This window comes from Aquibacillus koreensis (genome assembly GCF_025154055.1).
In the GTDB taxonomy this organism is placed as follows: Bacteria; Bacillota; Bacilli; order Bacillales; family Amphibacillaceae; genus Aquibacillus_C; species Aquibacillus_C koreensis.
Genome location: NZ_JAOALK010000055.1, coordinates 116,594 through 129,014, shown reverse-complemented (window position 1 = coordinate 129,014; position 12,421 = coordinate 116,594). Strand labels below are relative to the sequence as shown.

12 protein-coding genes are annotated in these 12,421 nt (G+C 36.7%); 3 read left to right on the top strand and 9 right to left on the bottom strand.

From position 1 onward, the window contains the following. Positions 1-85 precede the first annotated feature (85 nt). Positions 86-1,248 (top strand): IS3 family transposase gene (locus NYQ66_RS16365; protein WP_259867866.1). Its coding sequence is split into 2 segments (ribosomal slippage): positions 86-368 and positions 368-1,248, totalling 1,164 coding nucleotides; the frame shifts between segments, so codons are not numbered across the junction. 61 nt (positions 1,249-1,309) lie between these two features. On the opposite strand, the gene NYQ66_RS16360 is transcribed toward NYQ66_RS16365, so the two are convergent. The 8 genes from NYQ66_RS16360 to NYQ66_RS16325 all read right to left on the bottom strand — a co-directional run bounded on the left by NYQ66_RS16360 (position 1,310) and on the right by NYQ66_RS16325 (position 9,018). Further along, entirely contained in the window at positions 1,310-1,567 is a 258-nt protein-coding gene (locus NYQ66_RS16360) for an HPr family phosphocarrier protein (protein WP_259870945.1), read from the bottom strand. Positions 1,568-1,793: 226 nt separating this feature from the next. Next, a complete protein-coding gene (gene whiA, locus NYQ66_RS16355) occupies positions 1,794-2,741 on the bottom strand; it encodes a DNA-binding protein WhiA (protein WP_259870944.1) in 948 nt (315 codons plus the stop codon). Positions 2,742-2,768: 27 nt separating this feature from the next. Further along, positions 2,769-3,722, bottom strand: a complete 954-nt coding sequence (locus tag NYQ66_RS16350) for a gluconeogenesis factor YvcK family protein (RefSeq protein ID WP_259870943.1) — start codon at positions 3,720-3,722, stop codon at positions 2,769-2,771. Between the two features lie 4 nt (positions 3,723-3,726). After that, complete coding sequence (rapZ, locus tag NYQ66_RS16345) at positions 3,727-4,611, bottom strand: RNase adapter RapZ (RefSeq protein WP_259870942.1); 885 nt, start codon at positions 4,609-4,611, stop codon at positions 3,727-3,729. Between the two features lie 15 nt (positions 4,612-4,626). Further along, positions 4,627-5,091, bottom strand: coding sequence for an 8-oxo-dGTP diphosphatase (locus NYQ66_RS16340; RefSeq protein ID WP_259870941.1), 465 nt, complete (start codon positions 5,089-5,091; stop codon positions 4,627-4,629). An 880-nt stretch (positions 5,092-5,971) separates the two neighbouring features. Continuing rightward, the gene (trxB, locus tag NYQ66_RS16335) at positions 5,972-6,922 is read right to left on the bottom strand and encodes a thioredoxin-disulfide reductase (RefSeq protein WP_259870940.1); all 951 of its coding nucleotides are present in this window, start codon (positions 6,920-6,922) and stop codon (positions 5,972-5,974) included. A gap of 107 nt (positions 6,923-7,029) precedes the next feature. After that, entirely contained in the window at positions 7,030-8,034 is a 1,005-nt protein-coding gene (locus NYQ66_RS16330) for a tetratricopeptide repeat protein (RefSeq protein ID WP_259870938.1), read from the bottom strand. Between the two features lie 174 nt (positions 8,035-8,208). After that, entirely contained in the window at positions 8,209-9,018 is an 810-nt protein-coding gene (locus tag NYQ66_RS16325) for a hypothetical protein (RefSeq protein ID WP_259870937.1), read from the bottom strand. 180 nt (positions 9,019-9,198) lie between these two features. Here NYQ66_RS16325 and NYQ66_RS16320 point away from each other — a divergent pair, with 180 nt between their 5' ends. Together NYQ66_RS16320 and NYQ66_RS16315 are read left to right on the top strand one after the other, a co-directional pair. After that, positions 9,199-9,945 (top strand): hypothetical protein, encoded by a 747-nt coding sequence (locus NYQ66_RS16320; RefSeq protein WP_311202026.1) that lies wholly within the window; start codon positions 9,199-9,201, stop codon positions 9,943-9,945. A 131-nt stretch (positions 9,946-10,076) separates the two neighbouring features. After that, positions 10,077-10,580, top strand: a complete 504-nt coding sequence (locus NYQ66_RS16315) for a M50 family metallopeptidase (protein WP_259870934.1) — start codon at positions 10,077-10,079, stop codon at positions 10,578-10,580. Positions 10,581-10,742: 162 nt separating this feature from the next. On the opposite strand, the gene NYQ66_RS16310 is transcribed toward NYQ66_RS16315, so the two are convergent. Continuing rightward, positions 10,743-12,404 carry a glycerol-3-phosphate dehydrogenase/oxidase gene (locus NYQ66_RS16310; protein WP_259870952.1) on the bottom strand — a complete coding sequence of 554 codons (1,662 nt, stop codon included), beginning with the start codon at positions 12,402-12,404 and terminating at the stop codon, positions 10,743-10,745. Positions 12,405-12,421: the final 17 nt, after the last annotated feature.

The window sequence follows — 12,421 nt, the reverse complement described above, 5'->3', positions numbered from 1 at the left end:
TGGAGTGACCTAACTAAATGAGACAGAGGAAAAAGCACCCCCTGAGTCGTATATAAATTAAACGACTACTGGAGGTGCTTTTCTCATGGGAGAAAATAAAAATGTTTATTCTGAAGAGGTTAAAAGGAAAGTCATTGAAATGAAGTTGTCTAAAAAATATACCAATAAACAGATTATGGAGAAGTGCGGTATACGTAACGTTAGTCAAATCAAAAGATGGATGAAATGGTTTCGTGATGGGGAGGAACACCGACTGTCGCAACCCATTGGTAAACAATATTCCTTTGGGAAAGGTCCTGAGGAGCTAAGTGAAATAGACCAATTAAAACGGCAAGTTAAGCATCTAAAAATTAAAAATGAAATCTTAAAAAAGTACCAGGAAATCGAAGGGAGTTGGTACCAGAAGTAGTAATAGAGCTAGTGGAGTCATTAAAGGAAGTTTATGCGGTATCGATGATATGTGATTGTATTGGAGTCCCTAGATCTACTTACTATCGTTGGCTTCAAAAGTCATGGGAACCGACTGAGCTAGAACAACAAATAATCGATATTTGTAAAACCCTAAAATACAGAGTTGGACATAGAATGGTTAAAAAAATATTAAAAGAGGATCATCATATTTCTGTAAATAGGTTAACTGTGCAAAGAATCATGCAAAAATACAACATCCAATGTCGAGTCAAACCTAAAAGAAAATCAAAAATTGCTGGTGAAAGTAAATGTATCGTTCCAAATTTGTTGGAACAGAATTTTAAAGCAGATAGACCTAACCAAAAGTGGGTTACAGATATAACATACTTGAATTTTGGAGAGTCAACGATGTATTTATCATCCATCATGGATTTGTACAATAATGAAATTGTTGCTTATCGAGTTAGTCATAACCAAGAAGTAGATCTAGTGCTAGAAACATTGAAAGCAGCTTGTAATGGGCGAGAAACGAAAGGACTGATACTTCACAGTGACCAGGGATCGCAATACACTTCGTATGCTTTTCAAGAGTTAGCTGAAGAAAAAGGCATTATCACAAGCATGTCCCGCAAAGGCAATTGCTTTGATAATGCCGTCATTGAATCCTTCCACTCCACCATAAAGTCGGAAGAATTCTACACACACCAAAAGGCGCGTCTTACAAACTCTATTGTACTAGAAAAAGTCGAATCTTACATGTATTATTACAACTATATACGACCGTTTTCAAAATTAAACTGCCTTTCCCCTGTTCAATTCAGGGCAAAGGCAGCATAGGTGCTTTTTCTTGTCTCATATTACTAGGTCAGTTCATATAGAGGGGTCCTTTTTATTGTATTTATTTACCATCAGACACAAACAACACTAATTCTTCCAATGCATCTTCATCATCTGAACCATCTGCAATAATTTTTATCTCTTCCCCACTAGCAATTGCCAAACTCATTAATCCCATAATGCTTTTTGCATTTACTCTTTTCGAACCTTTTTCAATAAATAGCTCTGCTGCATAACTATTTGCTTTTTGCACAAACTGAGCTGCAGGTCTTGCTTGAAGACCACTAGGAAGCTCGACAACGACAGACTTCTCAACCACTCTATATTCCCCTCTCATTTATCAAAATAAAAGAAAGCGCTACCATATCTATGAAAGTATAGAGCTCTCTTTTTAGAGAGAGCTCCCTTTCATTATAGCACGATATTGATTTGCCCTACAAGATACATATTAATCCAAGTAGGTAATATATCTTTCTTTTACTTTAATTTAATAACTTAGTATTAATATAGTATTTATTTTGTAAAAAAAGTACTGTTTCATTATGCTACTTTTCGATTGCTTCACCATTTCTCAGCTTTTCAGCAAACTCATCTATTTTCCTTAATCGATGGTTAATGCCCGACTTACTGATCTTACCGGTTGAAACTAATTCGCCTAATTCTTTTAACGAAACATCTTGATGTTCCACGCGTAAGGTAGCAATTTCTCTTAGCTTATCTGGTAATGCTTGTAAGCCTACTGTCTTATCAATAAATCGGATATTTTCTACTTGCCTGAACGCAGCACCAATTGTTTTATTAAGGTTTGCTGTCTCACAATTCACCAATCGGTTTACAGAGTTTCTCATATCTCGTATGATTCGAACATCCTCAAATTTAAATAATGCCTGGTGCGCTCCAATATGATTAAAGAACTCGGTTATTTTTTCCGCTTCCTTTAAATAAGTAATATAACCTTTTCTTCTTTCCAAAGCACGAGCATGTAGATTCAACTTATTCATCAAGTTACATAACGACTCATTATGCTCTTCATAAAAATTATAAATCTCCAAATGATATGATGATGTTTCAGGATTATTAACAGATCCACCCGCCAAGAACGCACCACGTAAATACGCTCTACGACAACACGCTTTTTCGGTAAACTTTGCGGATATTGTTCTCGTTAAGTTAAAAGGTTCTTCCAAGATGTCTAAATTAATTAATACCTTTCTAGCCCCTTCCTTCATACGAACAATATACACATTATTTTTCTTAAGCTTCATTTTTTTACGAACAAGCAGTTCAACTGGATATCCGTATAGTTTTTTAATCAAAGTATAAATTCTACGAGCAATAGCAGCATTTTCCGTTTGCACATCTAAAACATAATCCTGTCGTGTTAAGGAGATGGCTCCATTCATTCGTATAAGTGCCGCTAGTTCTGACTGAGCGCAGCAATCTTCAATTTCAACTTTTGTTAATTCTTTCTTTAAGTCAGAAGCAAATGACACATTCTCACCTCCCCCTAATGTCACTACTTACAACAAGGAGTACAATAACTTCGCAACCTTCGCTGTATCGTGTCGTAGCATCTTTTTCGAATGATCGATTATATCTGCCTCAATGATCTCTAACCCCATACCAATTAATCGATCTACATCATAAATAACAGGCTCTGCATTTTCTTCAGCATATACCTGTCTTACATCCCCTTGAATTGGTCTATTATTTACAATAATAGAATGAATACAACCTTCACCTACATGATTCGTAATCGCTTGAACATGATCGGCAGCAGAATAGCCATTTGTTTCGCCTTGCTGCGTCATCACATTACAAACATAGACAACTTTCCCTTGTGTATTCTTAAGTGCATCACCGATCTGCGGGACAATCATATTCGGAAGTGTACTTGTATAGAGACTACCTGGTGCAATAACTACTAATCTCGCTTCTTTTATTGCTTGAATTGCCTCTGGTAACGGCAACACAGGTTCAGGCTTTAGAAATACTCTTTTGATTTTTTTATTTGCAAGTGGGATATTGGACTCTCCAGAAATGATTTGTCCATCTTCCATTTCTGCATGGAGATACATATTTTGATTTGCAATTGGATAAATATTTCCTTTCACATTTAACACACGTGAAATTTCTTTTATTCCATTGTAAAAATCTCCAGTCACTGATGTCATTGCTGCTAATAAAAGATTACCCATGGAATGCCCAGATAGACCATTACCTTGGGTAAATCGGTGTTGAAATAAGTCCATTAACATTGGTTCTACATCCGACAATGCAGCAATGACATTCCGAATGTCTCCTGGTGCTGGCATGGCCATTTCAGATCGTAATCGTCCCGAACTACCACCATCATCTGCAACTGTTACGATAGCAGATAAATCAATCGGATAATTTTTAAGTCCTCTAAGGAGGACGGGCATTCCTGTCCCGCCTCCCAAAACGACTACATCTCGTTTTTTGTCTACAACCATATGTTTAATGTCCCTTTCTCTTGTCAATATCACGGTGACTTACATGCGTAACATAATTAGTCGAAAAGTGATTTGCTAAATGTTCTGCAATTGCAACCGAGCGATGCTGACCACCTGTGCAGCCAATCGCAATAACAATTTGGCTTTTTCCTTCTCGCTTGTATTGCGGAAGCATGAACTGTAATAAATCCTTTACTTTTTCCAGGAACTTTTGGGTGTCTGACCATTTAAAAACATACGACGAAACTTCTTTATTTAAACCGGTAAGTGGACGCATGTTTTCTACATAGTGTGGATTCGGTAAGAACCGTACATCAAAAACGAGATCAGCGTCGATTGGTAATCCGTATTTAAACCCAAAGGAAAGTGTATGCACAGAAAAAATCTCTTGATTATCTTCGCCATATTTTTGTACAATCTTTTCTCGTAGTTCTTTCGGTTTCAGATCGGATGTATCTATAATATTCTGAGCTCTACCGCGAAGTTCATCAAGTATGTTTCTCTCTAACTCAATACCTTCTAACGGCAAACCATCTTGTGCTAATGGATGTGAACGTCTTGTTTCCTTGTAACGGGAAACTAATGTTTTATCTCTAGCATCTAAAAATAAAATATGTTCTTCCAGCCAGTTTTCTTTGCCTAACTTGTCCAAAGCTTCAAACAAGGAATCAAAAAACTCTCGCCCTCTTAAATCCATTACAAGTGCTACTTTTTGGATATTATTCGTCGCATCACGCATTAATTCTAAGAATTTCGGAAGTAATGCAGGAGGTAAATTATCTACACAGTAATAACCTAAATCTTCAAAGCTTTGTACAGCTACCGTTTTACCAGCACCTGACATACCTGTAATAATAACTAACTTTGTTTCTTGTTCTTTATTTACCATGAAAATGCCCCCCTTTTATCGACTTGATGGATCAAGCTTACCTGATATTAACTGATAATCTGGAGTATAAGTAAACGTACCATAGTTGAGTTCGTTATGTGATAGGATTAACTCGTAAATCGAACGATCCCCTTCAGCCATGGGTTTCTGTTGTATTTCACTAATCGGAACCCATTCCAATTCGCCTTCGTTACAAAAATCAACAAGCTTACCTTCATAATGTTCACATAAAAAAGTAAACATCATCCACTCTTGTTTTACCGCATCGTCTTCTTGAATGATAAATGTAAATACACCCTTCAAATCAGGATTGATTAGTTGGAGGCCCGTTTCTTCTTTAAACTCTCTTACTACCGATTCTTTGATCGACTCACCGAGCTCCATTTTCCCACCTGGCATTGCGTACCAACCACGTCTAGGTTTCTTTAACATTAATATGGAGTTGTTATGTTTCAAAATACAATTCGTTACCCGTCTCAAATAATCATCTCTTTCTTTATGTCAAAGCTCTTTTCATTCTAATGATTTACCATTACTCCTATTATACAATGAATATTTCACAACTAACAATAATATGAGCATTTCCAATTCGTAACTTTCTTCATTAATTGGAAAAGTATGTAAGGAGAACAATCTTTAATTACATTATTAGCTTCTTGGTAGATCGATACTGTGCATTAACTTAACTATCACACCCGCTCCACAAGTGCAATTGGCTCCCTTTCCGCAGGCACGGCTTCAGCTAACTCAGAAGAAGTACACTTCTGAGTGGATCTTCAGCCCGTGCTGTTCCTGCAGGAGTGTCGCCAATTGCACTTGTTCCGCTAGTAACTGCGTCTTTATCAATGCAATATAAAACTTGGATGTAGCACAAAAAATATCTATTAAGAAGATCATATTCAGACCATAAATCTAACGGAAATTTGTATAGTTACTCATCAGTTGCAAAACTCCGTTGTTAATTAATCATTAGATAGGAAACCTAAATTAGCGTAGTCAGAATGCGGAGACTCCTGCGGGAACAGCGCGAGCCGAAGATCCACTCAGGAGCGAACTGTGCGACTGAGTTAGCTGAGGCCGTGCCCGCGGAAAGCGACGTATTCTGACGAAGCGGTACATTAGCACTCATCCAAAAAAAAGACCGTAAGGAAGTTGCTGAGTAGTTTATGAATATTACGTAATAAAACACAATAATAATAAGGGCAAAAAAAATGGCACAGGTCGGTTACCTGTGCTCTAGAAAAACTATCTATTAAAAGGGGGTCAATTAGTTAATACCATTGTACCCCATAAATATTTCGTGCGTGTTACAACAGGGTTAAAAAGCATTTACGTTTCATGTAATTTTTATTACAATAGATTATTTAACCGCATTAAATGCTTCGGATAAATTCTCTATATATGCCTGTGCTGCTTGAGCCGCGATACTGCCATCGCCTGTTGCCGTTACGATTTGTCTTAGTTCCTTGTCACGAATGTCACCAGCGGCATAGATGCCTGGGATATTTGTTTCCATTTTTTCATTCGTTATAATGTAACCTTCTTCGTTTGTGATACCTAATGATTTAAATGGATCACTTAATGGAATCATACCGATATAAATGAATGCACCGTCCGTAGCATGCTCATACTCTTCACCTGTTTTATTATTTACAAGTGTTGCACTAGCTACCTTGCCATCTTTCCCATTAATACTTTTTACTTCTGTATCCCAGATGAAGTCAATTTTATCGTTATTGAATGCACGATCTTGCAAAATCTTTTGTGCACGTAATTGATCACGACGGTGTACAATGGTAACTTTGCTAGCGAAACGAGTTAAATAGACGCCCTCTTCCACCGCAGAATCTCCGCCACCAACAACAATTAATTCTTTTTGTTTAAAGAATGCGCCGTCACAAACTGCACAATAAGATACACCACGGCCACTTAATTCTTGCTCACCAGGTACACCTAGTTTCTTATATTGAGCACCAGTTGTAATAATTAGAGCACGTGTTTTGTATTCTTTACTGCCAGCTTTTATCGTTTTATATTCTTTTCCGTCAATTACTTCTTTTATATCACCATACGCATATTCCGCACCGAACTTCTTTGAATGCTCAAACATTTTGTTCGATAGGTCTGGTCCTAAAATATGATCATATCCAGGGTAATTCTCCACATCTTCTGTGTTCGCCATCTGGCCACCTGGGATTCCTCGCTCTAACATTAGTGTATCTAAATTTGCACGTGACGTATAAACAGCAGCCGTCATTCCAGCTGGTCCTGCACCCGCAATAATCACATCGTAAATACGTTCTTCGGACATAAGTCGTCGCCCCTTTCAAGCTATTTCATCCATATTATGATATGAAATAAACATTTGGTCTACTATTCTGCTCATTATTTGTATATATTTAGCATATTATGAACACATTATTCATGTAACCATGGATGAGTTTTTTCTTTTAAAATACTATGACGTTTACTTCCTTCTTTCCATAGGTCAAGAGCCTTTGCTTCACTTGCAACATGAAACGATGCGAGACTATACCAGTAATAATAAGAGACATGTCCTTTAAGTTCTGATTTTGAGAGAGACATGAAACGATCGTATGCTTCCCGATAGAGGCCTGTCCGAGCAAGTGTTGTAGCAACACGAAGCTTTTGTTGTTCATGGATTGGAAACACATTCTTAATAGATGCAATATGCTTCTGATACAGTTCCGCTTGTTTTTGCTCATAGTAAAAGATAGCCAAGTTCGTTTGACTAAACAACGATTGTGGCTCTTCTTTAAGCCACTGTTCTTCTAAGGTAACCGCCTCTTCTCTTTCCCCTGAGAAAAACAGAGCATAACTATACTCATGCTTTGCGGCGATATGGTTTGGAAAAATAGTCATCATCTCTTCTAACAAAATAAGCGCTTGTTCCCATTCTTGACGTTCTAAATGATAAAAGGCTGTTTCTTGGTAGATTAATAGCTCATCTTCCTCTTCAAAAAGCCAATCATCGTCTTCATCTAATTCTAAAACGGTTAAAAGATTTGTTGCTTCTTCCTTGAAATAACCGTCTGGAGACTTTTCTAAATAAGATTTTGTATATTTTTTAGCATCTTGCAATAAACCTAGATGTGCATAATTATTGGCAATTAGATAATAGCAATCTATATAACTATCATCAAACTCAGAAAGAACTTTGGTTAAGATTTGATTCGCTAGATGATAAGCACCAATTTCGGTATAAATAATCGACATTTGGCAATGGTAAAGCGCCTCATTCGGCGACATTTCTACAGCCTTTTTTATCCATTTTATCGCGATATCAAATTTCTTTTTATGAAAGGCTTGAACACCTTTGCTAAAGTAAAAGTCGCCCTCTGGTATAAAAGGGATGACTTTATCTATTTTTTCCTCTTTACGTAGGTCTTCAGTTGTAGGCATTCGTCTTCCCCCTTTTTATCTAGTGTGTTCAAAAAGGAGGGTTAAACCTTTTGAACAGCTTACTGTTCTTGATGACGTTACATGAACGTTGTCGTATTCTGCTCAAGAAAGCTTTTATAACGGTAGAAGTATACCATATTTCTATACATTATTATATAGTTAATTGATTTCCTCTTACCCATGGAAGTATCGAATACTGATACATCCAATAAACACCAATAAAGAATAAGGGATATCCGTTTGCTCATGCCACTCCATTAAAATACCATTACTTTTGGAGAGTTCTTCTGATTCCACTGGGATAGCTCCTGGTTTCATCACTACCTTGCTTATTCCCTCAACATCGGATACGGTAAAGAATCCGATTCCGTCTTTATTCGCAATCCACCTAACGCCACTAGAATCCAAGTATTGTAGATCTCCATCATTTTTCATCTTTGGTTTTTCAACGATCGCAATACATTTCCCATTAGAGTCATACACATAAGATCGCCATTTCAAGATCGTTCCTTTTCTATGTATATAAAATAACGTGTTTCCTTTATCGTCAACAAGCTTTTGTTTTAAGGGCAAAAAACTGCGCATAGATGTAAACCCCATGATCAAAGACAAGAAACGATCATAACCTGTTTTTTCTGCCTCTATAAAAGATAGATACTCCAATTCTTTCATATCCAGTAAATGAAAGGAGTGATTCATTTTCCATTGAAGAAACATTCGACTTGGCCATGTTGTCTTGGTTGTACTTTCTTCCGCATCTTTCAGTCTTAGTTTTGTATTTTTAGCTATTTCAAAATCCTGAACCCCATTCACAACAAAAATCCACCCTCCAATAAAAGATGGTAGTATAAAAATGAAGAGTTCAAGTTCAAAAGTATAAATTGCTCCAAAAGCTAATAATACGAGTCCCACGCATAACAACGCTATTCCTGATATTAACTGACTAATTGCATCGGATCGTATTAGTTTCGATAAATTTGCCATCAAGTTTTCCTCCAACTCACATCAAAAGATAGTATAATATCTATACTAATCTATTTAACTTTTGGTTTCAGTATCATTGTAGAAATCGTATAAAAAATTCCAATTTTTTTGACATTCTTTTATTAGCACTGTATATTATTACCAGACATGAACACTAAAACATAAAGAGGGTGTTTGACGATGAAGTCTGTTTACATTGTCGTAACGAATACAGGATCTTTTGCAAACAGAGCTATTAAAACGGTCACCTCTGCACCATACAATCATGCATCGATCTCACTTGATGATCGTTTAACTAATTTATACAGTTTTGCACGAAGACAGCCCATGAATCCCTTTTGGGGTGGATTTATCAAAGAAAATGTTGTGACAGGTACATTTAGCTGGTTCCCAAATACCACCTGTGAAATATATGAATTAAACATACCTAAGAGAAATTACCAAAAACTTGAACGCATCATCTCTACTTTTGAAAAAAATGAAAACAAGTACCTTTATAATTATATTGGACTTCTCGGGATCCCAATTAATCATCCAATTGAGATGCCATCATCTTATTTTTGTTCTCAGTTTGTTGCAGAAGTATTGAGGCGAAGTGGTTATCCGTTATTTGATCAACGTTCTTCTCTCATTTCACCAGATGATTTTCGTAAGCACCCGGAATTGCGACAAGTGTATCAAGGTGAATTATATAGTTATCCGAAATTATATTCCAAAAATATATATGAACCTAAACAATATCACTCTTTCCCTTTCCGCAAATACATGATGCAGCAATTTTACACAGAAGTATTAGGATTAAAAAACAAACACGAACGTCAATTTTACTTTAGAGACGGATTTATCAAACCTAAGAAAATCTACTTGATGGATAAAGTGGATAAAATAAATCATGCGAGGAAATTGTTGTTAGATAAGATGAAATGACTCGAATAAGTAATTTTATATAGCTTTATTGTATGATCACCTTTTATGGTGATCTTTTTTATTTCCTTCTACTCGTAATTGGAAATTAATGTTAAATTAATCGCAACCTTATATTTTATGGAGGTAAGATAATGGAAAGTTTTTTTGAGTTTATCGTTATTTTTTTATTATTTATTGGCTTTATTTTTCCCTTGTCCACATTTATACACGAACTTGGGCACGGGCTCACTGCGTTAGTTTTATCAAAATACCCTGTGGAAATTAGGCTTGGTTCTTCTTCTAAAAGTTTTGATTGGAGAATTGGAAGATTAACAATAAAGATGCAGCCTTTTAGTGGTTGGATAGGTTTTGTTCAATACCGTGTGACAACCGGCGAAGATTACAAAAGAGACAATAATATCATTTTATTAAATGGACCTATTTCTTCCTTGGTTTTTAGCTTTCTATCCTATTTACTTTTACGCTATATCAACTTACCAGAAATACCCTATTTCATTATAAACGCAATCATGATCGCGTCTCTGGTACAGTTTTTTATTACGATACTACCTATAAAATACCCTTTTATATTTGGTGCTTATCGAAACACTCCAAGTGATGGGTACACAATTCTAAAGTTATTAAAAAATAAGTAGCATCATCGTTAAGATTTACGACTTGCACTCGAAAGCCTTGAAAGGAGAGGTATGATGACCATTATCTATATAACCGGATTATTTCTGCAATTTGTGAAAAACTTTAAAATTTATTGTAAAAGCATGGATGAAGGGCACCCCTCGATCCATGCTTTTTTAACACTATTCTTCCACTTGTGGAGAAACTGCTTCCTCCATTAAGACCTGCACTTCTCTACCATAATAGGCACGTTCTTCATTTGTATAGTTAAATAGCTTAGCCATATAGGTTGTAACTGCATGTCGATGTTGTTTTACCCAGTCTACGTTAAAATATAGTCCACTCGTACGTCTATTAAAAAAATCAATCGGTTTATAAATGCACTCCGATTCAATCGCGTATCTTAATTGCGCAAACACAAGTGGATCAAGTTCGGCTTCAAGTGCTTCATTTTTAAGATCCGTATATCGTTCGTACACTTTTGCAACATTAGAGCCATACCGATCAATTAATTCTTCTGCATCCACTGGATCAATACCAATGGCATTCCCCTTATAGATGTATTTTAGTTTAAACGCTGCAAACCCCTCAGCGCCACCGACATCACCACCAGCTAATGGTATGTTTTTTGTTTCTGAACGAGAGTACAATATTCCTACTTCGTTTTTTAGCTGCTTTGTTATGAGGTCAATCACATTCTCTGCCATTTTCCGATACCCTGTTAGCTTTCCACCAGCGATAGAAATAAGGCCCGAATCAGATATGAAAATCTCGTCTTTCCGAGATATTTCATCTGGATCTTTCCCTTCTTCTTCAATTAGCGGACGCAAACCAGCCCAGCTTGATTCTACATCTTCAGCAGAAATTGCAACTGTAGGAAATTTATATTGTATGGCTTCAATCAAGTAGTCACGATCCTCCACCGTCATCGTTGGATGGGCAATATCACCATCATAAGTTGTATCCGTAGTACCTACATAAGTCTTATTTCCTCTCGGAATCGCAAAAATCATTCGGCCATCTTTATTGTCATAATAAATAGCTTGGTTTAACGGAAAAATCGAACGATCAAACACAAGATGAACCCCTTTTGTTAAAAGAAGCTTCTTCCCTTGTTTCGAACCATCTAATTCTCGCATTGTATCTACCCACGGACCTGCAGCATTAATGATCTTTTTCGCAAAAACCTGGTATTGTTGGCCGGTAATTTGATCTTCTAGACTCACACCAGTTACCATTTCGTCCTCATAAATCAACTCTTCTACCTTCGTATAGTTGAGTGCACGAGCACCGAACTCAACAGCCTTTTTGAGGACCTCAATGGTTAACCTTGCATCATCTGTTTTATATTCAACATAATAGCCCGCACCAATAAGTTGTTCTCGTTTTAATAGAGGTTCTTTTTCTAGTGCCTCTTTACGGGATAACATCGTTCTTCGTTCTTGTTTTTTCACTTTAGCAAGAAAGTCGTACATACGTAACCCTACATTTGCCGTCAAAGGACCAAAATTACCTTTTTTATAAAAAGGGAGTAACATCCATTCTGGTCTTGTAACATGAGGCCCATTTTCATAGACAATCGCTCTCTCTTTACCTACCTCTGCTACTACTCCAACTTCTAATTGTTGTAAATAACGAAGTCCACCATGTACAAGTTTCGTTGAGCGACTGGAAGTTCCTGCCGCAAAATCTTGCATATCTACAATACCGACTTTCAATCCGCGAGATGCCCCGTCTAATGCAATTCCTGCACCAGTAATCCCACCGCCAATTATTAATACATCTAACGGTTCATCTGTTAGGGCTTCATAGGTCTGATGTCGATACAAATTTGAAAAGTTCACCACTACTACCTGCCACT

Bases quoted from the DNA above. Each gene is read 5' to 3' on its own strand.
- NYQ66_RS16330 (WP_259870938.1), bottom strand. From the start codon at position 8,034: ATGCCTACAACTGAAGACCTACGTAAAGAGGAAAAAATAGATAAAGTC.
- NYQ66_RS16320 (WP_311202026.1), top strand. From the start codon at position 9,199: ATGAAGTCTGTTTACATTGTCGTAACGAATACAGGATCTTTTGCAAAC.
- NYQ66_RS16315 (WP_259870934.1), top strand. From the start codon at position 10,077: ATGGAAAGTTTTTTTGAGTTTATCGTTATTTTTTTATTATTTATTGGC.
- NYQ66_RS16350 (WP_259870943.1), bottom strand. From the start codon at position 3,722: ATGGTTGTAGACAAAAAACGAGATGTAGTCGTTTTGGGAGGCGGGACA.
- NYQ66_RS16325 (WP_259870937.1), bottom strand. From the start codon at position 9,018: ATGGCAAATTTATCGAAACTAATACGATCCGATGCAATTAGTCAGTTA.
- rapZ (WP_259870942.1), bottom strand. From the start codon at position 4,611: ATGGTAAATAAAGAACAAGAAACAAAGTTAGTTATTATTACAGGTATG.
- trxB (WP_259870940.1), bottom strand. From the start codon at position 6,922: ATGTCCGAAGAACGTATTTACGATGTGATTATTGCGGGTGCAGGACCA.